This is a genomic window from Mucisphaera sp., from assembly GCF_965279675.1.
GTDB lineage: Bacteria > Planctomycetota > Phycisphaerae > Phycisphaerales > Phycisphaeraceae > Mucisphaera.
In genome coordinates this window covers 991948-1015643 of the sequence record NZ_CBDIIJ010000002.1, presented here as the reverse complement: position 1 = coordinate 1015643, position 23696 = coordinate 991948, and the positions used below count along the sequence as shown (strand labels likewise).

Sequence of the window (23696 nt, the reverse complement as noted above, 5' to 3'; positions counted from 1 at the left end):
TCCGGGTGTTGGCAGCGGCGGTGTTACTCGTCGTTGTTCTGTCCGTTGCCGGCGACGTTTTCGGGGAGGTGCTTGAGGATGGCATCGGCGACGCCGTACTTGACGGACTCTTCGGCGTCGAGCCAGTAATCGCGTTCGCAGTCGCGGGCGATTTCCTCATTTGGTTTGCCGGTGTGGTGGGCCATGATGTCGTAGAGGCGTTTACGGGTTTTTAGCATCTCCTTGGCCTGGATGGAGAGGTCGGTGGCTTGTCCCTGCATGACGCCGCCCATGAGGGGCTGGTGGAGGAGGACGCGGCCATTGGGGAGCATGTGCCGTTTGCCGGCGGTGCCGGCCATCATAAGGACGGCGCCCATGGAGGCGGCGACGCCGATGCAGTAGGTGGCGACGTTGGGCCGGATAAACTGCATGGTGTCGTAGACGCCGAGGCCTGCGGAGACGGAGCCACCGGGTGAGTTGATGTAGAAGTGGATGTCGGACTTGGCGTCTTCGTTGGAGAGGAAGAGCAGCTGAGCGATGATCAGGTTGGCGGATTCGTCGGTGACGGGTCCGGGAAGGAAGACGATGCGGTCCTTGAGGAGTCGGGAGTAGATGTCATAGGCGCGTTCGCCTCGGCCGGTCTTTTCGATGACCATCGGGATGAGACTCATGGGACGGCTTCCTTCGGTTGGGAGCGTGGTGGTTGGTGTCAGTAGGGCGATTGTAGCGATCGGCGATTGGGTGAGGCGGCGCTCAACCGTTGTTTGGATCGCTAGGATACGGACGTGAGCACGACTCAGGCGATGAAACCGATGTTGACGGATGCTGCTGGCGAGCGGGCTGGCGGTGGGGTGCGGCTGTGGGTGCGGGCCTGCCTGGCGATCGCTGTTCGCGAGCTGGTGCGTTTTTCGCGTCAGCGAACACGGATCATTGGGGCGTTGGCGACGCCGGTGTTGTTTTGGTTGCTGCTGGGGTCGGGTTTGAACCAGGCGGTGACGCTTGGGGTCGGGGCTGAGTCGGCGCTGTCGGATGGCGCTGCAGCGGAAGCTGGCGTGGGTTATCTGGCTTATTTTTTTCCGGGCACGGTGTTGATGATCGTGTTGTTTACGGCGGTGTTCTCGACGATCACGGTGATCGAGGATCGGCGGGAGGGTTTTTTGCAGGGGGTGTTGGTGTCGCCGGCTCCGAGTTCGGCGGTGGCGTTGGGCAAGATGCTGGGGGCGGCGGTGATTGCTTCGCTGCAGGGCGGGCTGTTTTTATTGGCCTGGCCTTTTGTGGGCGGGGCGATCGGGCTCGGTTGGTGGCTGATGGCGTTGGTGGCGGTGGTGGTGGTATCGGTGGGGCTGGCGGGTTTGGGGTTGATGCTGGCCTGGCCGATGGATTCAACGGCGGGTTTTCATGCCCTGATGAATCTGTTGATGATGCCGATGTGGTTTTTGAGTGGGGCGGTGTTCCCGCTTGAGTTGGCGCCGATGTGGCTGCGTGTGGTTGGTTATCTGAACCCGCTGACGTATGGGCATGCGGTGTTGAGTTGGGCGATGTTTGAGGGTGCTCCTCCGTCGGCCGTGGTTCCGGTGGGTGTCGCTGGTGTGCTGCTGCTCGTGGGCGTGCTGGCGGCGGTGGTGATGGCGACACGGGCGGTGAGGGCCCCGCGATGAGTCCGGTGATGCGTCGGCGTGTTTTTCTAGCGATGGGTTTTCTGATGATTACGCTCGCTGGGGGGATGGTGGTGATCGGTTTGATGCCGGCGCGTGGGGGCGCGGCAGCGGAGAGTGATCTGCCGGTGCCAGATCCGGCTCATGGTCAGGCACTGGATTTTCGGGCGCCGGCTTTCACGCTGATGGACACCGAGGGTCGGGCGTTTGCGAGCAGCGATCTGGATGGTCGGGTGTGGGTGGTGGATTTCATCTTCACGCGTTGTCAACTGGTGTGTCCGGTGATGACGCAGCGGATGAGCCTGCTGCAGCAGCGGCTGGAGGAGGTGGGTCTGGATGAGGTGCGGCTGGTGAGCATCACGGTGGACCCGGAGCACGACACGCCTGCGGTGTTGAAGGCTTTCGCGGAGCAGTACGGGGCTGATCCGGAGCGGTGGACGTTTTTGAGTGGGGATCGGGAGAAGATCTGGCGGCTGGTGCAGGAGGGTTTCCGATTGGCGCTGGATGAGGATCCGGGGAACGATCTGATGCCGATCACGCATTCGTCACGATTCCTGGTCGTGGACCGGGAGAATGTGGTGCGTGCGACGTTTGATGGTTTGAGTGAGGCGTCGATGGATTCGCTGGTGCCTTATGTGGGAGCCTTGGTTGCGCGTTGAGCGTTGTTGGCGGTCAGGCTCTGCTAGACTCGATGTTCTATGACCTGCTTTCCTCTGATCCTGGGTGCCTTGCTGCCGAATGCCTGGTTTGTTGACCAGCCGCAGTGGCTGCTGCTGGTGCTGGTGTTCGTCGCGCTGGCGGTGCTGGTTCGGGGTGCGGACTGGATGGTGGAAGCGGCGGCGGCGGCGGCTTACAAGCTGGGTCTGCCGCGGATTGTGGTGGGTGCGACGATTGTGTCGCTGGGCACGACGAGTCCGGAGATGGCGGTGTCGGTGTTGGCTGCGTGGTCGGGGAATGCGGGGCTGGCGCTGGGCAACGGGGTGGGCTCGATCATCGCGGATACGGGGTTTATTTTCGGGGTGGGTTGTCTGGCGGCGGGGACGCTGCCTGCGGATAAGTTTTTGTTGACGCGGCAGGGCTGGGTGCAGTTTGGTTCGGGGGTGTTGCTGGCGACAATCTGTTATGCGCTGTGGTTTCTGGATGGCGACGCGGCGACGTTCGGGCGGGTCTTTGGGGCGTTGATGGCCTTGCTGCTGGCGGTGTATCTGTGGGTGTCGGTGATCTGGGCGCGTCAGCAGGGGGATGCGGTGATTACGGATGAGCATCACGGGCACGAGGTTGAGGCGCATAGCGGGCTCTGGATGGTGGGTTTCGGGCTGGTGGGGTTGCTGATGGTGATTTTTGGTGGGGAGGTGCTGGTGCAGTCGGCGAGCGTGCTGGCGGTGCAGTGGGGTGTGCCGGAGGTGGTGATTGCGGGGACACTGGTGGCGATGGGGACATCGACGCCTGAGCTGGTGGTGGGGCTGATGGCGATTCGGAAGGGGCATCCGGAGTTGCTGGTGGGGAATGTGATTGGGGCGGATATTCTGAACGTGTTTTTCGTAATCGGTTTTGCGGCGTTGGCGGCCCCGCTGCCTTTGGTCGAGACGGACTCGAACTGGCCGGCGGTGTTTTTGCATCTGCACCTGCCGACGATGCTGGCGATGCTGGTGCTGTTTCGGGTTTATGTGGCGATGGCGGCGAAGAAGGGGCACTTCAGCCGTTGGATGGGTTGGCCGCTGGTGCTGATGTATGTGGCTTATCTGGTGATTCAGTGGGTGGGTGCGACGGGCTGAGCCTGGCGTCTGGCGTTAATCGAACAGCGCATCGTCTTTGAGGGGGAGTTCGACGCCGATGTGGGAGGCGGCTCGCTGGGTGAGGGTTCGGCCGCGTCGGGTGCGGGCGAGGAAGCCGATCTGGAGGAGGTAGGGCTCGACGAGTTCTTCGAGGGTGGCTGCGTCTTCGGAGAGGGTGGCGGCGATGGCTTCGAGGCCGACGGGCCCGCCTTCGTAGATGGTGCCGATGACCTTGAGGTATTTGCGGTCGAGCTCGTCGAGGCCGAGTTCATCGACGGATTCGAGGCGTAGGGCCTTGTCGACGGCGTCGGGTGTGAGTCGTCCCTGGGCGCGGACCTGGGCGTAGTCGCGGACGCGGCGGAGCAGTCGGTTGGCGATGCGGGGTGTGCCGCGGGAGCGTTCGGCGATGGTGCGGAGGCCGGCGTCGGCCCGCTCGTCGGTGTCGGTGCGCATCTCCAGGAGTTCGGCGCTGCGGGTGAGGATCTTGTGGAGGTCGTTGTTGTTGTAGAACTCGAGGCTGTGGACGATGCCGAAGCGTGAGCGCATAGGGCCTGAGAGCAGGCCGGCGCGGGTGGTGGCGCCGATGAGGGTGAAGGGTTTGATGGGGAGTGTGATGGCTTTGGCGTGCATGCCCTGATCGAGGGTGAAGTCGATTTTGTAGTCTTCCATCGCGGGGTAGATGTACTCCTCAACGATGGGTGGGAGGCGGTGGATTTCATCGATGAAGAGGACGTCGCCTTCGCCCAGGCGGGTGAGGGTGCCGACGAGGTCGGTGGGTCGGGTGAGGGCCGGGCCGGAGGTGGTGACGAGGTTGGCCCCCATTTCGAGGGCGATGATGTTGGCGAGGGTGGTTTTGCCGAGTCCTGGGGGGCCGTGGAGGAGGACGTGGTCCATGGCTCCGGCTTCGGGGCCGCGTTGGCGGGCGGCGTCGAGTGCGATGGTGAGCTTTTCGATGAGTTTGGGCTGGCCGACGTAGTCGCTGAGTTTCTGGGGTCGAAGCGACAGGGTGACGGCTTCTTCGACGGGGCCTTCGGACTGGGCGGCAACGATGCGCTCGGTAACCATGTTGTCATAGTAGCGGGTGGCTGGGGCTGGTTGGTGCGGATCAGCCTTCGCCGGTGACGCGGTCGACTTCTTCGAGGGAGGTGATGCCGGCGACGACGAGTTCGGCGCCGTTTTCGGTCATGGGTCGGAGGCCGCCGGCGAGGGCGGCTTCCTTGAGGCCTGTCATGCTGACACGGCCGAGGATGGCGTCTTTGACGACGTCGGTGAGGGGCATGAGTTCGAAGATCGCTCGGCGTCCCTGGTAGCCGGTGCCGTAGCAGGCTTTGCAGCCGACGGCTTCCCAGCGTCGGTGGGCGTTGGCGGCGTGTTGGCCGAGTCGTAGGCGGTCCTGGTCGGACATGGCGACCTCGCGGCGGCAGCGCGGGCAGAGGGTGCGCACGAGTCGCTGGGCGAGGACGAGCGTGAGGGTTGAGGCGACCATATAGGGTTCGACGCCGAGGTCGAGCAGTCGGATGATGGTGCTGATGGACCCTTGCGAGTGGATGGTGGAGAGGACGAGATGTCCGGTGTTGCCGGCCTGCATGGCGGTGACGGCGGTGTCGGCGTCGCGGACCTCGCCGACGACCATGACGTCGGGGTCCTGGCGGAGCGTGGAGCGTAGGAGTTTGGAGAAGGTGTGGTCTTTCTCGACGTTGACGGGGATCTGGGTGAGGCCGGGGAGCTCGTATTCGACGGGGTCTTCAATGGTGACGATGTTGCGGACGTTGGCGTCGAGTTCTCGGAGGGCTGCGTAGAGGGTGGTGGTTTTTCCGGAGCCGGTGGGTCCGCAGATGATGAGCATGCCGGATTCGCGGGCGATGGCCCTGCGGATGGCGTTGTGTTCCTGATCGGGGAGGAAGACGTCATCGAGGCCGGATGGGCATCGGTGGGGATCGAGGACGCGGGCGACAAGTTTCTGGCCGAAGCGTGAGGGTGTGAAGCTGATGCGGAAGTCGATGCGTCGGTCGGGGAGTTCGGCGGCGAGGTGGCCTTCCTGCATGACCGAGCGTTTGGAGATATCGATGTCGCAGAGCACCTTGACGAGGCTGATCATCTGCATGGTGGCCTGATCGTCGAGGTGGGTGATGTTGATCATGGTGCCGTCGATACGGAGCCGGACGAGGGCCGAACCGGCTTTGGGTTCGACGTGGATGTCTGAGGCACCGGTTCGTGCGCAGCCGTAGATGAGCAGGCGGAGCAGGTGGAGGGCGGTTCCGGCGTTTTCATCCTTTTCGCTGAGGTCGGCGGCGTGGACGGTTTGTCCGCGGGCGTTGACGAGGGAGATGCGGCTTTCCGGGTAGGTGAGGGGCTTGCCGATCTTGGTCAGCGCCTGAATGGAGCCGAGGGTGCCTGATGCTCTTCGGGTTGCGACCGGTGCGGCGGCCATGGCGGGTGCGGAGGCGTTTTCGAGGTGTTCTTCGCCGAGCGCGACGGCTTGCGGGCTGAGTCCGGCGGCTTTGTTACCGAGGCCGCCGGGGAACCTGGCGGGTTTTTGTGGTTTGGTCTGGTGGTTGTCCTGGGTGAGGGGAGAGGGGATGACGCGGAATCGGGTTCGGCCGGCGGTGAAGGTCTGTCCAGGTTTGAGCGTGACCTTGCTGATCATCTGGTTGTTGATGCGTGTGCCATTTCGGGAGCCGAGGTCTTTGACCTGGTAGCCGTTCTCGACGGGTTTGACTTCGCAGTGGAATCGGCTGAGTCGGTGGTCATCGACCTTGACCTGGTTGTCGCTGTGGCGTCCGATGGTGATGGGTTCTTTGCCTAGCTCGAATCGATGGACGGCACCGTCTTCGTTGGTGACTTCGAGCATCGGCATCGCGGGATTCCCTCTGGACGTGAGCTGTTTCTATCAAGCCATTTATATCATAGGACCATGAGGCCTCTAGTCCTAGCCAGATGTTTGGGCCGGCGTGGTTGAAGCGGCGGTTTCGTGGTTGAGGAGGTCATCGTAGGTTTCGCGTTGGCGGATGGTTCGCCAGGTGTTGCCTTCGACGAGGACTTCGGCGGGTCGGGGGAGGGTGTTGTAGTGGCTGGCCATGCACATGCCGTAGGCCCCGGCGGAGAAGACGGCGAGGTTGTCGCCTCGGGCGACGGGTGGGAGTTGGCGGCCGAGAGCCAGGTAGTCGCCGGTTTCGCAGATGGGTCCGACGACGTCACAGGGCTGGAGGCCTGGGAGGTCGAGTCGCTCGGCCCAGGCGGGTGGTTCGTGTTCGGCGGCGACTTTGGTTGGCCAGATGAAGTGGAAGGCGTCGTAGAGGGTGGGTCGGATGAGGTGGTGCATGCCGGTGTCGAGGATGATGAAGGTTTTGGACCCGCCTTGTTTGAGGTACTGGACCTGTGAGACGAGGAGTCCTGCGTTGGCGGCGATGGATCGGCCGGGCTCTACGATGATGGTGCCGCCTTGAGCTTTGAATTCGCGAAGGAGTGGGACGATGACCTTGGCGTAGTCTGCGAAGGGGGGTGTCTGGCCGGTGGTGTAGTCGGTGCCGTAGCCGCCGCCGATGTCGATGGTGTCGATGGTGAAGCCGTCGGCGCGGAGGTCGTTGATGAGTTCGAGGGCTTTGGTGATGGCTTTGGCGTAGGGCTGGGTGACGTAGACGGGTGAGCCGATGTGGAGGTGGACGGCGGTGAGCTTGAGGTGTTCGTCGCGGCCGTAGCGGGTGAAGAAGCGTTTGGCGCGGTCGATGTCGACGCCGAACTTGGATTCCTTCTTGCCGGTGGTGGTTTTTTCGTGGGGTGTTTCGGGGTCGACATCGGGATTGATGCGGAGGGCTCCGCGGGCGGTCTTGCCGAGTTGCCGGGCGATGCGGGCGATGTTTTCGAACTCGGCTTCGGACTCGATGTTGAACCAGCCGATGTTGGACTCGATGGCGTCGGTGATTTCGGCGTCTGTTTTGCCGACGCCTGCGAAGACGATCTTGCTCATGTCGGCGCCGGCGAGTTTAGCGCGGTGGAGTTCGCCGCCGGAGACGACGTCCATGCCGGAGCCGGCTTCGGCGAGGAGGCGGCAGAGGTGGATGTTGCTGCAGCTCTTGATGGAGTAGCAGACGATGGGGTCGAGTTCGGCGAAGGCGGTTTTGAGCTCGTTGTATCGGTTGAGCAGGGCGGCGGCGGAGTAGAGGTAGACGGGTGAGCCGGTCTGGGCAACGAGGTCGTCGACGGCGAGGTCTTCGATGTGAAGGCGGCCGTTGCGGTAGGTGAAGGCGTGGTTCATGCCGGGGTATCTCTGCTCGGGGCGTGGTTAAATCGTGGTTTTCCTGGTCGTTGCCGACGGCATGGATGATAGCTCAGGCTGGATGATGCGCCCGAGGTTGGTTCGGGGCGATAGGATCGGGTGATGGACTGGGTTTATCTGGATCACAACGCGACAACGGCACCGGCGCCCGAGGTGGTGGCGGTGTTGGATGAGGCGAACCGGGCGCTCTGGGCGAATCCTTCGAGTGTGCATAGGTTCGGGCAGTCGGTGCGGCAGCGGCTGGAGCTGGCGAGGGCTTCGGTGGCGCGGCTGATCGGGGCAACGCCTCGGGAGCTGGTGTTTACCTCGGGTGGGACGGAATCGAACAATCTGGCGCTGCGGGGGACGCTGCTGCCGACGGTGGGGCGGGGCAAGCGAGCGGTCTTGCTGACGACGGGGGTGGAGCATGCGGCGGTGCGGGAGCCGGCGGAGCAGCTGGAGAAGGAGGGGGTGGTGCTGGAGCATCTGAAGGTGGATTCGGATGGTGTTGTGAAGGCGGAGGTGCTTGCGGAGGCAATCGACCGGCATGTGGCCGAGGAGGCGGCGACGGTGGTGGTGTCCCTGCAGTGGGCGAACAACGAGACCGGGGTGATCCAGCCGATGGCTGAGATCGGCCGGGTTGTTTCGGAGGCGAGGGTGCGGCTGAAGGAGGGTGGGAAGCGGGTGTCACTACTCTGGCATGTGGATGGGACGCAGGCGGTGGGGAAGCTGCTGGTGGATGTGTCGGAGGCGGGGATTGATCTGATGACGTTTGCGGGTCACAAGCTGCATGGGCCGAAGGGGGTGGGTGTGCTTTATGTGCGGCGGGGTGTTCGGATGAGCCCGCAGCAGCGGGGGGGTCCTCAGGAGACGGATCGGCGGGGTGGGACGGAGAACACGCCTGGGATTCTGGGGTTCGGGGTGGCGGCGGAGCTGGCGGAGGCGTTTTTAGCGGATACGGATCGGGTGGAGGCTCTGCGTGCGATGCGGGACGGGTTTGAGCGGGCGGTGGTGGCGGCGATCCCGGGTACGGTGGTGAATGCGGCGGCGGCGGAGCGTTTGTGGAACACGACGAGCCTTGCTTTCCCCGGGATTGAAGCGGAGGCGATCCTGCTCGGGCTGAGCGAGCAGGGGGTTTGTGCTTCGGCGGGGGCGGCGTGTTCGAGTGGGTCGCTGGAGCCGTCGCCGGTGTTGCTGGCGATGGGGATGGAGCGTGCGCGGGCGCACGGGAGTGTTCGGTTGTCGATGGGTCGGTGGACGACGCAGGCGGAGTTAGATCGGGCGGTGGAGGCGTTGGTGAAGGTGGTGGAGCGGCTTCGTCAGACGATGCCGATGGCGACAGGCTGAGGTTTTGGGCCTGTTCGTGCTAGCCTTGGGGGTTGTGGCGTCCAGCGGCTTGGCTCAGAATGCCGATAGGACGCTGTGTAAGAGGAGTATCGATGCAGCTGATGAGTTGGACGCTGGCGCGGCTGGGCAGCCGTTTCGGGTTGCACTTTGAGCCTCATCGTCGTCGTGTGTTGCACTCGGCGTTGGGCAGGTTCTGCGATCAGCCTCTTGATCTGATGGTGGGGATGGAAGAACCGGATGGGACGCGTCGGGTGTTGCCGTTGTCGGCGGATGGTCAGTTGCTGGCGAACCCGGAGCAGTTTGAGCGGTTGAATTCGATCACGTTCCGGGGTTTCAGCGAGCGGTATCGGCTTCGTTTCGAGTTCAACGTGCACAGTGTGTTCTATCCACAGGATGAGCGGCTGTGTCTGATGCCGGTGTTCTATCTGGAGATGCGGATTCATCCGGTGCCGAGTTTCCGTTGGGAGCGGCCGAGCGGTCCGACGCCTGAGAAGGTGAAGCTGTTTATTCGGTTGCGTCGGCACGACACAGAGATCTGTGCCGATCCGGGATCCGGCAAGAAGCCGGCGCGGATCGACATGGTTTATCAGGCGAGCCCGACGCCCGAGCCGGTCACGGGTCAGGACCCGAATCGGAGTGAGCAGGTTGCTGTTCATGAGCGGCTGCTGAGTCTGAATCCGGGTTGCGAACTGTTGGAGCAGGGGGATGGGTTGGCGCTGACGCTGCCGGTGACGGACGACAGCAGCGGGATCAAGTGGCGGATGGTGTGGGCGGCGCACGTGTCGGAGCCTGCGTTGCAGGTGGATCATCCGAATGGTTCGGGGCCGGCGCGGTTCCGTTATGCGGCGACGTGGCCGACGCTTGATGACGTGATGACCGAGGCGGTGGAGCGTCGTGACGAGCGGCTGGCGCGTTCGCGTCGGCTGGAGAAGCTGCTGGAGCAGGCGCCGCTGGATCCTGCTCACCGGCATCTGCTGAACCAGAGTTTCCAGTCGATGCTGAGCAACTCGTACTGGATGCAGGTGGAGCCGGAGGATGGCTCGGGGGCTTGGCCGTGGTTCAGTGTGCTTGAGGGCACGCGTCTGTATCACAGTCCGATCGATGCGGAATACAACGGGTCGCTTTTCTATTTGTCGATGTGGCCGGATCTGTTGTCGCTACAGCTTCGTGCCTGGGCCGGGCGGCCGGAGGCGCACGAGGCATCGGGTGGGTGCTGGCTGCGTCGGGATCTGGGGCGTGGGGACAAGGTGGCGGGGCCGGCGTATCCGTATGCGATGCACGTGGAGCACGCGGCGGATTTTCTGCTGCTGCTGGATGCTTACACGCGTTGGACGGGGGATCGATCGGTCGCGACCTCGCTGCGTGATCTGGTGGAGGGGCTGGCGAAGTATCTGCTGTGGTCGGATCGGGAGGAGACGGGTTTCCCGACCGAGGGCATCGTAAACACGCTGGATGACGGGCTACCTGCGGTGCAGTTCGCGCGGGGTCAGACGTATCTGGCGGTGAAACGGATCACGGCGCTGCGGGCGGTCGGGGCGTTGCTATCGATCGACGAGCCGACGGACCTGGGGGTGCGTTGCAGTTCGGTGGCGGAGGCGGACGCGGAAAAGATCGAAGCGGCGGCCTGGCTGGGGGACCACTACGCCGTGTGCGTGGATAAGTCGGGTCTGGGTGTTTATCCGCCGGGCTCGCAGGTGCCGTTGGCGCAGGAGCGGCTGGACGGCTGGGACGGGTATTCGATCTATACGGGCAATGGTGTGCTGCTGCCTTTGATGACGGGCCATCCGTTGCCTTTGGATAAGAAGCGTCTGCAGCGGGATCTGGCGGCGGCGACGCGTGAGTGTCGCGGGCGGTATGGGTGTGGGCACACGTCGGCGGAGCCGGAGAGCATCTGGGTGTCTCAGAATCTCTGGCGTGATGCTTTGGCGCGGTACATGAAGGTGGGGGCTGCGCCTCTGGCGCAGCTCTACTGGGACCTTCAGGTGATGAGCAACACGCATGCGCAGTCGCTGGGTTTTGCGGATGCGTATGTGCACAACAACCTGGCTTACAACCCGCGTGGCGTGAGCTCGTTTGGGGTGTTCCTCGCGGGTCCGCGTCTGGTGATCGATCGGCTGGCGGCGTCGGGGCCGTACATCGCGATCGATCCGGATCGTCACATGCCTCAGCGGTGGCCGCTTCTGGCGCTGGCCGACTGGAAGGCGGGGAAGATCCCGGTGTGTGTCGTGGATGAATCGGGTCGGGTGCTGATCGAGGGTGAGACAGACCCGGTGATCGTGCTGGGTGAGGCGGACGGCGAGCCGGCGGTGGCGGGTGCGGGCGGGCTGGGGGCGATTGGGTAGATCACTTGCTCGCCTATTTCTCTTAGTCCATCCCCATATCCGCGCGTTGGAAGAGGGCTTCGAAGTGGAAGCCGGCTTCGGTCATGTTTTCGCGGGCGCCTTCTTCGCGGTCGAGGATGGCGACGACGCCCAGGACTTCGGCCTGGCAGTCGTCGCGGAGGAGTTTGGCGGCTTCGAGGGCCTGTCCGCCTGTGGTGGCGACGTCTTCGAGGAGGACGATGCGGTCGCCGGGGTTGAGCCTGCCTTCGAACTGCTTGGCGGTGCCGTAGTCTTTTTTCTGGTTGCGGATGAGGAGCGATGGCAGGCCGAGTTGGAGGGAGACGGCGACGACGAGGGGGATCCCGCCTAGCTCGGCCCCGGCGACACGGGTGACGTTGTCGAAGCGGGCGACGCGTTCGGCGAGGAGGTGGCCGACCTGCTTGAGGATGGATGGGTCGGTCTCGAAGAGGTACTTGTCGAGGTAGTAACGGCTCTTTTTGCCGGAGCGTAGGGTGAAGTCGCCTTCGAGCAGGGCGGCGTCCTTGATCTGCTGGATGAGGGCTGCGTGGGTGGTGGTGTTCATGCGGGCGAGTGTAGCGGGGGATGCGTCTACACTCTGGGCATGAAGCGAGAACTCAAGGACAAGGTGCTGGTGGTGACGGGGGCGAGTGCGGGGATCGGCGCGGCGACGGCGATGGAGGCGGCTCGGCGGGGGATGCGGGTGGTGCTGAGCGCGAGGCGGCTGGAGAAGTTGGAAGAGGTGGCGGGCCGGATCGAGAAGGAAGGTGGGCGGGCGCGATGCGTGGTGGGGGATGTGACGGATCCGGCTTCGATGGGCGCGCTGATGGCGGAGGCGGTGGATGCGTTCGGGCGGATCGACGTGGCATATGCCAACGCGGGCTACGGGTTGGTGAAGACGGTGCTGGATACGACGGATGAGGAGCACCGGGCGATTTTTGAGACGAACTACTTCGGGACGATTCACACGGTGCGGGCGGCGATGCCGGCGCTGCGTGAGACGGTGGACGGATTGAAGCAGGTGGTCATCTGCTCGTCGTGCGTGAGCGAGTTGGGGCTGCCGGAGATGGGGGCTTACTGCGCGACCAAGGCTGCACAGGACGGTCTGGCGGGGGCGCTGCGGTTGGAGCTGGAGCCGGAGGGCGTGGCGGTGACGACGGTGCATCCGGTGGGGACGACGAGTGATTTTTTCACGACGGCGGCGGAGCAATCGGGGTATCGGCCGAAGCGGCGGTTACTGCCTGATGGTCCGCAGCAGACGCCTGAGCACGTGGCGAAGCGGATCGTGGCGGCGATGGAGCGGCCTCGGGCGGAGGTGTGGCCGATGCCCGGGGTGCGGTTTGGGTTGGGGATCGCGACGATGTTTCCGTCGCTGGGGGTTTGGGGAGCGCGGCGGCACACCCCGCCTCGGGAGTGACCGGGACTGGCTGGCGGGGTTAGGATGGGTGCATGCAGGATGTGAATCAGACGCTGAGGCAGAACCTGGCGGCATCGGCAGAGATGCAGGCGCGGCTGACCGAGTTGGCGGGGCCGCTGGCACGTGCCTCGGAGCTGGTATTGACGGCGTTGCTGTCGGGGCACAAGCTGCTTTGCTGTGGCAATGGCGGTTCGGCGGGGGATGCGGCACACCTGAGTTCGGAGATCGCCAACCGTTATGACGCGGATCGGGAGGGGTTTGCGGCGATCGATCTGACGGCGGATCACAACGTGCTGACGGCGCTGGTGAACGATTATCCGGCTGAGGATGTGTTTGCGAGGCAGGTCCGGGCGTTTGGGCGTGAGGGGGACGTGCTGGTGGTGTTTTCGACCAGCGGGAACAGCCCGAACATCGTGGGGGCGTTGCAGTCGGCGAAGTCGACGGGGTTGGCGTCGATCGCTTTTCTCGGCAAGGGGGGCGGTGCCTGTCTGGGGCTGGCGGATTGCGAGCTGGTCGTGCCCTCGGGCACGACGGCTCGGATTCAGGAGGCGCATCTGCTGCTGTACCACACCCTCTGCGAGGCGATCGATGCGGACCTGGTGGCGGCGGGTCGGCGTCGGATGGGTCAGGTGGATGACAGCATCAAGCCGGCTTCACTCGGGCCGAAGCTCACCTGAGGTCGCGAGGGACGGGTTTATCCGCACATTGGGACGGTGCTGGGGTCTTTGGACCAGGTGCCGTGTTCGATGGCCTGGCGTCGGACGCGTGTGAGGACGATGAGCAGGGTGTCGAGGCAGCAGTTGATGATCTGGGCGCGTTCCTGCGGTGGGATGATGCCCTGTGCGGTGCGGCAGAGGCCTTGTTCGCTGACGACGGTTTGTAGGGCGGGCCTGAGGGCCTGGACGTCGTGGTGGAGGTCTTTGGCGACGATGTCGAGGAGGCGCGGCATCAGTTGGCGGACGGTCTGGCCGTGTGCGAGGAGGTGGTCGGCATCGATCCGAACGGTGCGGGAGAGGCGTCGGCTGGTGACGGCCCAGGTTTCGTCGAACCAGACGGCGGCTTTGGACTCGAGCATCTGTGGAGAGACTTGTGGGTTTTCCATGGCGAGGCCTCCTTGCATGTGTTGACAGGCGCGTTTGCTGTTGATCGCCAGTGTCATCCCGGCTTTCCCCTTCTCCTGAGAACCAGCGGAAACGGTTTGCCGCACCCGCTGTTTGGGCAGCCTGCTGGCCCGAGAGGGCTGCAAGGCTGTGAATGCTTAGATTCGAGAGAATAGCTGTCCGCGTTACCTAACTTATCGGACAGACCGCCCGATACAAGTCAGGATTGTCCCCTATTCGAGATATTGGCGCTTTGAGCTAGCCTTGCATGGGATGTGCGGTTGAGGGATTACGGCAGGAGGAAACTGTCGTGTTCGTGGCTGGGGGTTTCCTGGCCGGTGTGGTTGGTGACGCCTTGGACGGTCCAGATGTTGTCGGGGGTGTCGCCGGCGGTGTAGATGGGGGTGTTCCACCAGCTGACGGTGCCGTCGGCCTGCAGGACGTTCTGTCCGGGCTGGTGGTGGATGGTGGAAGAGGTTTTGGGCGGGATGGAGGCGTCGAAGCGGAAGCCGGTGGGCGTGGGGCGGAAGAGGGGGTTGCGGTCGGCCAGCACGGCGAGGGTGGGGTAGGTATCGATGCGCGTGGGTTGGGGTGAGCGCTGGTGCTGGTAGCTGTAGGAGACGAGTTCGGGGCTTTCCCAGTTGGTCGCTGAGGCGTTGGCCTGGCTGGCGCGGTCGAAGTGCTCGTTCTCGGGGCAGGCGAGCTGAGCGGGCTGGAGGTAGCCGTTGGTGATCATGGTGAAGAGGTTGGCGGAGTTGCCGGCGGTGGCGGCGAGTGGGTTACGAGGGAGCAGGCCGTTGTGGTCGCTGGCGTAGGCGTTGAAGGCGATGCCGGCGGCGGCGAGGTTGTCCTGGCAGAGGGCTCGGTTGGCGGCGGCGCGGTTTTCTTCGAGGACGGGCATCAGGAGTGAGCCGCCAACGAGGAGGACGAGGCCGGCGGCGATGACCTGGCGCCAGCTGACGCCGAAGCCGCTGGGTGCCCCGGCTGGGCGGGAGAGTTCGTCGACCTGCTGGGTGAAGCGGGCTCGCTGGCGGGCGTCGCGGACGGCCTGGAGGGTTCGTGCGCGGAGTTCGTCAGGCAGGGGCGGGTCGTTGTTGGGGTGATCGGTGGCGAGGGTGTCGAGGAGCTGGCTGATCCTTTCCGAGCGTTCACGGGTGGAGGGGGGCATGGGGCCGGGTGCGACGCCTTGGGCTCGGGCTTCCATGAGGGCGTCGAGAGCGGCGGCATCGAGGGGGCCGAGGGTTCGGGGTTTGACCTCGTTTCGGCTGGGCTTGGGTTGGGCGTCGTCAGGGATCATGTCTTCTCTTACGCGGGGTCGGGTCCGTCGGTTCGCTCATTGCTGCGACTCTTCCAGAGATCGGCGAAGGTGCCGACGGCGGCGTGCAATCGGCTCTTGACGGTGCCCAGCGGGACCGAGAGCATCTCGGCGATTTCCTTGTAGGCAAACTGGTGGAAGTAGGCGAGGAGGAGGACTTCTCGTAGGTGTTCGGGCAGTTCCGAGACGGCCTGGCGGACGCGTTCGCGGGTTTCCTCGGCTTCGGCGAGGTCTTCGGGTTTGGGCAGGTCGGCGTCGAGCAGGTCGATGAGCGAGGCGCCGTCCTCGGCGGATTTATCGAGGAGGGTCGACATCGACGTGGCCTGGCGGCGGTTGTTCTTGCGGATCTGGTCGCGGGCCTTGTTGGCGGCGATCGTGAAGAGCCAGGGCCTGAATTTGCGGCTGGGGTCGAAGGTGTCGGCGGAGAGGTGGACCTGGATGAAGGTTTCCTGGAAGACGTCTTCGGCGGTGGCGCGGTCTTTGACGAAGCGTGTGAGGAAGAAGACGAGCTCGCGGTCGTAGCGACTGATGAGGGTTTCGAGGGCCTCGTCGCTGCCTGCCTGGTAGCCGGCCAGCAGCTGCTCGTCGGTGGCATCGGTCAGGTTGTCGGGCAGATCGGGTGGGCTCACGTGGTCGATTCTAGAGGATGGGATGGAATCTTCTTCATGCGGCAGGGTTTGCGCGTGGGTGGGTCAGTCCGGCTAGGCTCTACGGCATGACGCTGATTGCGGTTCCCATCATGGTTGAAGACCTGGAAGGCGCTCTGCGTTCGGCGGTGCTTGCGGGTGAGCGTGGCGCGGATGTGGTGGAGTATCGGGTCGATCGGGTGGCGGACGACACGGATCTGGTGTGCACGCTGGTCGACCGGTCGCCGCTGCCTTGTCTTCTGACGTGCCGTCCGGTCTGGGAGGGTGGCGATTACGACGGCGACGATCAGTCGCGGATCAGTCTGATCGAAGCGGCGGGGCTGGTGCCACGGCCACCTGTATATATCGATATCGAACTGCTGGCTTACGAGCGCTCGGCCAACCTGCGTCAGAAGGTGCATCTCGTGGTGGAGCATGAGAAGCAGCATCGACCGGTGGATACGGGGTTGGTGTTGTCTTCGCATGATTTTGAGGGGCGGCCGGCTGATCTGATTCGTCGAATCGGTGCGATGGTGGCAGCGCCGGCTTGTCGTGTGGCGAAGGTGGCCTGGCGGGCACGGTCGATCCGCGACAATCTGGAGGCGTTTGATCTGCTGGCGGAGACGCCCAAGCCGTTGATCGCGCTGTGCATGGGTGAGTTCGGGTTGTCGTCGCGGGTGTTGGCGAAGAAGTTCGGGGCGCACCTGACCTTTGCTTCGTTGGATAAGCGGTCGGGGACAGCGCCGGGTCAGCCGACGATCGAGGAGATCAAGGGGCTGTACCGGTGGGATCGGGTGGGGCCGGAGACGCGGGTGTTCGGGGTGATCGGTTATCCGGTCGGGCACTCGTTGAGCCCTGCGATTCACAACGCGGGATTTGATGCGATCGATCCGGATCTATCGACACCGGCCTCTGGCTCGGGCACGGTGGATTACGGGTTTGATGGGGTGTACCTGCCGCTTCCCGTGGCTCCGGGATATGAGCCTTTCAAGGCGAGCATTGGCGCGTGGATCGATCACCCGACGCTGCATTTCCGGGGCGGCTCGGTGACGATTCCTCATAAGGAGAATCTGCTGCGCTTCGTGGAAGAGCGTGGTGGGGAGATCGAAGCGCTGGCGCAGCGGATCGGTGCGGCCAACACGTTGACGGTGCGTGAGGATGGCTCGCTTCTTGCCAGCAACACCGATTATGCGGCGGCGCTCGATGTGCTGTGCGAGGGTCTGGAGACGACGGCTGAGGGATTGGCGGGGATGCGCATCGCGGTGATAGGAGCAGGGGGTGTGGCGCGGGCGCTGGTGGCGGGGTTTGCTTACGCCGGTGCGACCGTGGCGATTTACAACCGGACGCGGGAGCGTGCCGAAGCGCTGGCCGAGGCGTTTCATGGGACCGAGACCATGCAGGGCGGTCGGGCGAAGGTGGTGGCGGGGCCGATGGAGAAGCTCTGCGGCAGCTGTTTTGAAGCGGTGGTCAACTGCACCTCGGTTGGGATGCATCCGGAGGTGGATGCGTCGCCGGTGCCGGTGTCGTTGTTTGAGGACGAGACCTGTCCGCGGTTGGTGTTCGACACGATTTACAACCCGCGGAAGACGAAGCTGCTTCGCGAGGCCGAGGCAGCGGGTTGTCGGATCGTGTCGGGTGACGAGATGTTTGTGCGGCAGGCGGCGGGGCAGTTCGAGCTGTGGACGGGGCAGCCGGCACCGCTTGGGGTTTTTCGGCAGGTGCTGGATCGGTCGCTGGCGGACTGATCTGTTTCTTTAGCCGGTGATATTGGTGATGTGGCGGATCTCCGGGGTCTCTGATGGTTTGAGGATGACCGCGACGATGTCGATGCGCCAAGGACGGTGGGCGAGTTTTGGATGTCGTTGGCGGAGTTGGTGGGTGAGTCTTGTGAGCTGCTGGCGTTTGGTCGGTCCGACGCGGTCTTCGGGTCGCCAGCGATCGGCCTTGTCGGAGGCTGAGGATTTCACTTCGACGACGACGATGGTCTGTCGGTCGGGTGCCTCGGCGAGCAGATCGATCTCGCCGGCACCGACCCGGAGGTTGGTGCGTAGGATGCGGTAGCCTTTTTGTTTGAGGTATCGGCTGGCGTGGCGTTCGCCGGTGCGCCCGCCGATTCCGATGCGGACGGGTCTGATCCAGCCGGTCAGCCAGCGGAGGAGTGTTTGCGAGCGATCGGGGCGGGGGGTGCTCATCCGCCGGCGTTGGCGGCGGTGATGGTGTAGCGGGTCATCACGATGTCCATGATGGCTTCGCCCATCTCCCTGATCGGTGTGTGGCTGGCTTCTTCGACGAGCTCGATGCGGCGGGTCTGGGAGAGCTCACGGAGCTGCTGATTGACCAGGATGTTGCGGATCTGCTGTTGGGCGTCGGTCAGGGTTTGTCTTGGTGGGACGTTGTTCTCGACGAGTTCGATGAAGACCAGGCCCTGGCCGAAGGGGATCGGCCCGGTCCAGGCGCCGACTTCCAGTGAGACGATGGCCTGGTTGATGTTGTCCTGGCGGAGGGGTTGTTCGCCGACGAGCCCGTCGATGAGTCCGCCGCCGAGCATCTGGTTGACGGGCGTCGCGGCAACGGCTTCGAAGGTGTAGCCCTCTGCGAGTGCGTCCTGAACGCGTTGGGCTTCGTCGTCGTCGTTGACGCGGATCATCCGGATGGTTCGTTCGGCGGGTGGATTGAACTGGTCTTCGTGTTCGCGGTAGTAGCGTTCGATATCTCGTCGTCGGACGTCAATCAGCGGCCGGAGGTTTTTCATCTGATAGCCGCGGATGAGGAAGTTCTGGCGGAACTCTTCGACCTTGTCGTCGAGGGTGATGCCTTCGCGGAGCATGATCTGCTGCTCGGCGATGGCGAGCGAGCCTCGGCCGAACTGGCGGACGAGCTCTTCGCGGTGGAAGCGGAGGCTGGCGTCGAGGATGAGACGACCGCGTTCGTCGAGATCGCGTTCGGCGGCTGCGAGAATGAGTCGGCTCTGGATGATCTCCTGGAGGCGCGTCACCACGGCCTGCTGGGCCTGGGCCTGGAATCGCTGGCGATCGAGCTGCCTGGCGAGGGTGGCGAGCTGGATCTCGAGCGGTTCGAGGACGGTCCGGGCGTAGATGGCGCGGCCGTTGACCTGCCCGACCATGCCGTCGATGGGCCAGCTGGTGCTGGTGTCTTCCTCGGAGATCAGGGGCCGAGTTTCGTTGGAACGCTGGAGGTAGGCGTCGTCGGCCGAGCCGAGCTGGACGTTGTAGCGGCGGATCGGATCGGCCTCGTGCTGATCGGTGGGAGCCGTTGGCGTGGCAGCTGAGGCTGCGGCTGGCGATGCATCTTCTGCAGGCTCGGGGGGCGCTGGGCGTGGGTCGAGCACGAAGTCGTCGCTGGTCAGCGTCTGTCCGGTGCCGGCGTCGTCGGGCATGGAGCTGCAGCCTGTGTGCAGCAGGCTGAGGCAGATCAGGGTTGTCGCGAGGCGTGTCATTTCGTCATCGTAACGATGACTGTGGTGTCAAAAGCGCGACAGGCGTCGTTTTTCTGGTGACCCACAGAGATTTTTTTTCGCTTCGAGAAAATCTGACGGTCGCCCGCATCAGGTGGTTGACAGCGTTCATTTCTCGGAGGTCGATCCGCGAAAATTACGCGATCGTTAGGTCGTGTGTAGCTGAACAAGAGTCTGTGTCAGAGATACGAATGGAATCGAGGGTGTGCAGTGAGAATGGTTCGCAGAACCCACGGTTGATAAAGGTCTTGGAATTAGTACTAAAAGTGAGACTGATTGAACGGTCTTTAGGCAGGGGCTAAGGTCCGGCTCCCGCAAGGGTTGGCGGGATCGATTAGAGATCCGTGGGGCGTCATCGGACGCTCCCGATGGCATCCGATCTCAATCAGGGTATTCCCCATAGAGGCATGTGATGACCGAAAGCCAGGACCGTCCTTTTGTTTTCCCGACCTGGGCAAACTATTTACTGCCGGTGACGTTGCTCCTTGTGATGGGGGCGGGGGTCTACATCCCTGCGACGACCTATTACACGCTGAGCGCGGGCACGCTGAATCCGGGTTACATGCCCGAGCAGCCGGTGCCCTACAGCCATGAGTTGCATGTTGGGCAGCTGGGCATGGACTGTACGTACTGCCATACGACGGTGGATGAGGCGGCCTTTGCCGCGGTGCCGGCTACGCAGACGTGTATTGCCTGTCATAACCCCGAGACAAATGCCGCGGGGCTTCGGAAGAACAGCGACAAGCTGCAGCCGGTCTATGACAGCTACCGCACGGGCGAGCCGGTGGAGTGGGTGAAGGTTCACGACCTTGCCGACTACTCTTACTTCGATCACTCGGCCCACGTGAACAAGGGCGTGGGTTGTTACTCCTGCCACGGCCGGGTCGACAAGATGGGCGAAGAGGGTGTGTATCAGGTCGCGAACCTGAGCATGGGCTGGTGTATCGAGTGTCACCGCGAGCCCGAAAAACACCTGCGCCCGCTCGATCAGATCACTTCGATGACTTACCACACCGGTGAGGGTCCCAACGACCTGCAGGTGCAGGCCGGCGAGTCGCTTGCCGATGCTCAGTTGCGTGTCGGTCTCCAGCTCAAGGAGACCTACAACATCCATTCCATCGCCTACATGACGAGCTGCTCCACGTGCCACCGCTAGACCCCCAAGAGACGCAGACCGTTCGGCCCTCCGGTGAAGCCTACTGGCGTTCGATCGCCGAGTACGCCGACTCCGAATCCTTCCGCGCGGACATCGCGAAGGAGTTTCCGGGTTACGACCCGGAAGAGATTCAGACGATGTCCCGCCGTCACTTCCTCGGTCTGGCCGGTGCGTCAATGGCGCTGGCGGGACTGACGATGTCCGGCTGCCGGAGGTGGCCGCGCGAGTACATCGTGCCTTACGCCTCGCGTCCCGAGGGCATGATCCCCGGCGTGCCCGAGAAGTACGCCTCGATGCTCGATCGGCAGGGCGTCGCGGCGCCGACGCTGATCACGAGTTTCGATGGCCGGCCGATCAAGATCGACGGCAACCCGGATCATCCGTTGAGCAAGGGCTCGTCAGACGTACGGGCTCAGGCGGCGATCCTGGAGATGTACGACCCTGAGCGGTCGCGCTCGGTGCTCTTTGGCAAGGGCGATCAGGCGCAGCTCAGCAGCTGGGAAGCATTTGATCGCATGGCGGGGACCGAGTTTGGCCCGCTCAAGGGCGGTGACGGCTCGGGCATCGCGTTTCTTTCCGAAGCCACAAGCAGCCCGACCCTGCTGGAGATGCGAGCACGGGTGATCTCGGCTTATCCGGGCGCGACCTGGCACACCTGGGAGCCGGCTCATCGCGATCACGAGTTGCTCGGTTCGCAGCAGGCCTTCGGCCGGATGGTGCGTCCGCAGTACGACCTGGCTCAGGCCGATGTGATTGCCTGCTTTGAATCGGATTTGCTGGCTGACCATCCCGGCTACGCCAAGCACGCCCGGGGCTGGGCCGAAGGCCGTAAGCGCGCTGACGCCGACACACCAGGCGACATGAACCGGATGTACGTCGCGGAGTCGACCTTCACGCCGACCGGCATGTCGGCGGATGAACGCCTGCCGATCAAGGCGTCGCGGCAGCTCGACCTGCTTCGGGCGATCGCTGCTCGTGTGGGTGCTCAAGGTGTCGCGGAGCCGGCGTCTCTCAATGGCGAGTCGATCTGGGTTGAGGCGCTGGTGGCCGACCTCGCGGCGCATCGTGGTCGATCGGTGGTGGTGGCGGGGGCGTCGCTGCCGGCCGAAGCGCATCACCTGGCGCATCTGATCAACGAGCGTCTGGGCAATGTCGGCACGACGGTGACGTACTTCAACGAGCCGGCGGCCGATCAGTACCCGTGCACCACGAGTCTGGCTGAGCTGGCGGCGAAGATCGAAGCCGGTCAGGTTGAGAAGCTGGTTATCCTTGGCGGTAACCCGGCGTATGACGCGACGGCGTCTCTGGGTATGGCCGAGAAGATCGCGAGCGTTCCGCTGGCGATGCACCTGAGTCTCTACGCCAACGAGACCTCGCGGCTGTGTCAGTGGCACCTGCCGATGGCGCACCCGCTGGAGTGCTGGGGTGACGGTGTCGCCTGGGACGGCACGCTGATGGTTCAGCAGCCATTGATCGAGCCGTTGTTTGCCGGCAAGTCGGCGATCGAACTGCTCGCCATCCTTCTGCGTGAGCGCCCGCTGGCTGGCTACGACCTGGTCCGTCGGACCTGGGCTGGGCGACTGGCTGGTGGCGACTTCGAGAAGGCCTGGCGGAAGGTCGTCCACGACGGTTTTCTCGCCGAGCGGTCCGGGACGGTCAACGTTTCGGCCAGCGGCAACGTGCAGCGTCTGGAACAGCCCGTGCCTGCGATGGAGGTAGTCTTCAAGCCCTCGCCGACGCTGGGTGACGGCCGGATGGCCAACAGCGGCTGGCTGCAGGAGCTGCCTGACAGCTCGACCAAGGTGGTCTGGGACAACCCGCTGTTGATCCACCCGGCGGATGCGCGTGAGCTTGGCGTCGCGGCCGATGGCGATCTGGTGACCCTTTCGGTCAACGGCCAGAGCGTGACGCTGCCGGCCTTCCGGAAGCAGGGGCAGGCGCGGGGATCCGTCACCGCCTATCTCGGTTACGGGCGGACCGCTGCCGGCCGTGTCGGGAATGAGATCGGCACGGATGTTTATCCGCTTCGTTCGGCGGTGTTGGATGTTTCCGAGGCTTCTGTGAGTCTGGCTGGTGGGAAGAAGATGCTTGCGATGACCTCGCAGCATCACTTGATCGGTATCGATGACACGGCGAAGTATGGCTTGAAGAAGCGTGTCGGCGATCCGAAGGATCCGAACTACGAGCCGTATGTCGTCAAGAGCACGACGATCGATCGTTACCAGCGGCTGCCCAAGTTTGTGGATCAGAACGTGCACGGCGATCTGAGCCTGCAGCTCTGGAGTCCGCCGCCGATCGACGACCACAATTCGAAAGAAGCCACCAAGGCCAAGCGTCCCGGCGGGCCGACGGCGTTCAACGACCCGCATGCCTGGGGCATGACGATCGACATGAACGCCTGCACCGGCTGCAACGCCTGCATCATCGCCTGCCAGTCGGAGAACAACATCCCGGTGGTCGGTGCCGAGCAGGTGGATATGAGCCGTGAGATGCACTGGCTGCGCTTGGACACCTACTACAAGGGTGATCCCGAAGGCTCGCCGGAAGTCATCCCGATGCCGATGATGTGCACGCACTGCGAGAACGCGCCGTGCGAGCAGGTCTGCCCGGTGGCGGCAACGGTGCACGACACCGAAGGCCTCAACACGATGGTCTACAACCGGTGTATCGGCACGCGTTACTGCTCGAACAACTGCCCGTACAAGGTGCGGCGGTTCAACTACTTCGACTACCACTCGAAGGACCCGCGTGGTGGGGCGATGCCCTGGCTGGATATCCCTGACAACCAGCAGCTCAAGACGGTCGATCAGATCAAGCGCATGAAGTTCAACCCGGCGGTCACCGTGCGTATGCGTGGGATCATGGAGAAGTGCACCTACTGCACACAGCGGATCGCCGTGGCCAAGATCCACGCCGACAACGAGTATCAGAAGAAGCTGCGGCCGAGCAATCTGGTTCAGGAAGGCGAGATCATCACGGCCTGTCAGATGGCCTGCCCGACCGAGGCGATCGTCTTCGGCAACCTTAACGACGCGGACGCGAAGGTCTCGAAGCTGCAGGCCAACAACCGTGCCTATGGCGTGCTCCGAGAACTGAACACGCGGCCAAGGACGCTGCACCTGGCGCGGATCTTCAACCCGAACCCGACGCTGGCCAAGGCCCGCAAGGCGAATAAAGAGGCCGCTTACCCCGAAGCCAAGACCGGCGAAACCGCTGGAGCGCAGAGCTAGGACGACCCCTGACCCGCCGTCTGGCAA

20 protein-coding genes are annotated in these 23696 nt (G+C 63.8%); 10 read left to right on the top strand and 10 right to left on the bottom strand.

Going from position 1 to position 23696, the window contains the following annotated elements; all coding sequences use genetic code 11:
• Positions 1 to 23 precede the first annotated feature (23 nt).
• Positions 24 to 650 carry an ATP-dependent Clp protease proteolytic subunit gene (locus ACQZAB_RS04520; protein ID WP_428387468.1) on the bottom strand — a complete coding sequence of 209 codons (627 nt, stop codon included), beginning with the start codon at positions 648 to 650 and terminating at the stop codon, positions 24 to 26.
• A gap of 114 nt (positions 651 to 764) precedes the next feature.
• On the opposite strand from ACQZAB_RS04520, the gene ACQZAB_RS04515 reads away from it, so the two are divergent.
• Genes ACQZAB_RS04515 through ACQZAB_RS04505 form a run of 3 tightly spaced genes read left to right on the top strand, consistent with a single transcriptional unit; the run spans position 765 to position 3409 of the window.
• Complete coding sequence (locus ACQZAB_RS04515) at positions 765 to 1637, top strand: ABC transporter permease (RefSeq protein WP_428387466.1); 873 nt, start codon at positions 765 to 767, stop codon at positions 1635 to 1637.
• Positions 1638 to 1645: 8 nt separating this feature from the next.
• The gene (locus ACQZAB_RS04510; protein WP_428387464.1) at positions 1646 to 2293 is read left to right on the top strand and encodes an SCO family protein; all 648 of its coding nucleotides are present in this window, start codon (positions 1646 to 1648) and stop codon (positions 2291 to 2293) included.
• Between the two features lie 39 nt (positions 2294 to 2332).
• Positions 2333 to 3409, top strand: coding sequence for a sodium:calcium antiporter (locus ACQZAB_RS04505; RefSeq protein ID WP_428387463.1), 1077 nt, complete (start codon positions 2333 to 2335; stop codon positions 3407 to 3409).
• A 15-nt stretch (positions 3410 to 3424) separates the two neighbouring features.
• Here the strand turns inward: ACQZAB_RS04505 and ruvB are convergent, their stop codons facing one another.
• From ruvB to lysA, 3 genes are all read right to left on the bottom strand, one after another.
• On the bottom strand, positions 3425 to 4474 hold the full coding sequence (gene ruvB, locus ACQZAB_RS04500; protein WP_428387461.1) for a Holliday junction branch migration DNA helicase RuvB: 1050 nt from the start codon (positions 4472 to 4474) through the stop codon (positions 3425 to 3427).
• A gap of 40 nt (positions 4475 to 4514) precedes the next feature.
• Complete coding sequence (locus ACQZAB_RS04495) at positions 4515 to 6266, bottom strand: ATPase, T2SS/T4P/T4SS family (protein ID WP_428387460.1); 1752 nt, start codon at positions 6264 to 6266, stop codon at positions 4515 to 4517.
• 72 nt (positions 6267 to 6338) lie between these two features.
• The gene (gene lysA, locus ACQZAB_RS04490; protein WP_428387458.1) at positions 6339 to 7664 is read right to left on the bottom strand and encodes a diaminopimelate decarboxylase; all 1326 of its coding nucleotides are present in this window, start codon (positions 7662 to 7664) and stop codon (positions 6339 to 6341) included.
• A 123-nt stretch (positions 7665 to 7787) separates the two neighbouring features.
• Between lysA and ACQZAB_RS04485 the strand changes: the two genes are divergently transcribed.
• Positions 7788 to 9011, top strand: coding sequence for a cysteine desulfurase family protein (locus ACQZAB_RS04485; protein ID WP_428387456.1), 1224 nt, complete (start codon positions 7788 to 7790; stop codon positions 9009 to 9011).
• A gap of 92 nt (positions 9012 to 9103) precedes the next feature.
• Positions 9104 to 11353, top strand: a complete 2250-nt coding sequence (locus ACQZAB_RS04480; protein WP_428387454.1) for a glutaminase domain-containing protein — start codon at positions 9104 to 9106, stop codon at positions 11351 to 11353.
• Between the two features lie 22 nt (positions 11354 to 11375).
• On the opposite strand, the gene pyrE is transcribed toward ACQZAB_RS04480, so the two are convergent.
• Positions 11376 to 11915, bottom strand: coding sequence for an orotate phosphoribosyltransferase (pyrE, locus tag ACQZAB_RS04475; protein ID WP_428387452.1), 540 nt, complete (start codon positions 11913 to 11915; stop codon positions 11376 to 11378).
• 39 nt (positions 11916 to 11954) lie between these two features.
• Between pyrE and ACQZAB_RS04470 the strand changes: the two genes are divergently transcribed.
• The gene (locus ACQZAB_RS04470) at positions 11955 to 12767 is read left to right on the top strand and encodes an SDR family NAD(P)-dependent oxidoreductase (protein WP_428387450.1); all 813 of its coding nucleotides are present in this window, start codon (positions 11955 to 11957) and stop codon (positions 12765 to 12767) included.
• Positions 12768 to 12799: 32 nt separating this feature from the next.
• On the top strand, positions 12800 to 13444 hold the full coding sequence (locus tag ACQZAB_RS04465; protein ID WP_428387448.1) for a D-sedoheptulose-7-phosphate isomerase: 645 nt from the start codon (positions 12800 to 12802) through the stop codon (positions 13442 to 13444).
• Positions 13445 to 13461: 17 nt separating this feature from the next.
• On the opposite strand, the gene ACQZAB_RS04460 is transcribed toward ACQZAB_RS04465, so the two are convergent.
• The 3 genes from ACQZAB_RS04460 to ACQZAB_RS04450 form a co-directional block, all read right to left on the bottom strand.
• Positions 13462 to 13869, bottom strand: coding sequence for a hypothetical protein (locus ACQZAB_RS04460; RefSeq protein WP_428387446.1), 408 nt, complete (start codon positions 13867 to 13869; stop codon positions 13462 to 13464).
• 287 nt (positions 13870 to 14156) lie between these two features.
• Positions 14157 to 15164 carry a hypothetical protein gene (locus ACQZAB_RS04455; protein ID WP_428387445.1) on the bottom strand — a complete coding sequence of 336 codons (1008 nt, stop codon included), beginning with the start codon at positions 15162 to 15164 and terminating at the stop codon, positions 14157 to 14159.
• Between the two features lie 8 nt (positions 15165 to 15172).
• Entirely contained in the window at positions 15173 to 15811 is a 639-nt protein-coding gene (locus ACQZAB_RS04450; protein WP_428387443.1) for an RNA polymerase sigma factor, read from the bottom strand.
• Between the two features lie 17 nt (positions 15812 to 15828).
• Between ACQZAB_RS04450 and ACQZAB_RS04445 the strand changes: the two genes are divergently transcribed.
• Positions 15829 to 17553 carry a type I 3-dehydroquinate dehydratase gene (locus tag ACQZAB_RS04445; RefSeq protein ID WP_428387441.1) on the top strand — a complete coding sequence of 575 codons (1725 nt, stop codon included), beginning with the start codon at positions 15829 to 15831 and terminating at the stop codon, positions 17551 to 17553.
• Positions 17554 to 17562: 9 nt separating this feature from the next.
• On the opposite strand, the gene ACQZAB_RS04440 is transcribed toward ACQZAB_RS04445, so the two are convergent.
• The gene (locus ACQZAB_RS04440; protein ID WP_428387439.1) at positions 17563 to 18000 is read right to left on the bottom strand and encodes a YraN family protein; all 438 of its coding nucleotides are present in this window, start codon (positions 17998 to 18000) and stop codon (positions 17563 to 17565) included.
• Positions 17997 to 19265 (bottom strand): peptidyl-prolyl cis-trans isomerase, encoded by a 1269-nt coding sequence (locus tag ACQZAB_RS04435; protein ID WP_428387437.1) that lies wholly within the window; start codon positions 19263 to 19265, stop codon positions 17997 to 17999. The genes ACQZAB_RS04440 and ACQZAB_RS04435 overlap by 4 nt, the downstream gene beginning before the upstream one ends.
• A gap of 430 nt (positions 19266 to 19695) precedes the next feature.
• On the opposite strand from ACQZAB_RS04435, the gene ACQZAB_RS04430 reads away from it, so the two are divergent.
• On the top strand, positions 19696 to 20439 hold the full coding sequence (locus ACQZAB_RS04430) for a cytochrome c3 family protein (RefSeq protein ID WP_428387435.1): 744 nt from the start codon (positions 19696 to 19698) through the stop codon (positions 20437 to 20439).
• Positions 20427 to 23669, top strand: a complete 3243-nt coding sequence (locus ACQZAB_RS04425) for a TAT-variant-translocated molybdopterin oxidoreductase (RefSeq protein ID WP_428387434.1) — start codon at positions 20427 to 20429, stop codon at positions 23667 to 23669. Before ACQZAB_RS04430 ends, ACQZAB_RS04425 begins: the two co-directional genes overlap by 13 nt.
• The last annotated feature ends 27 nt before the right edge of the window (positions 23670 to 23696 follow it).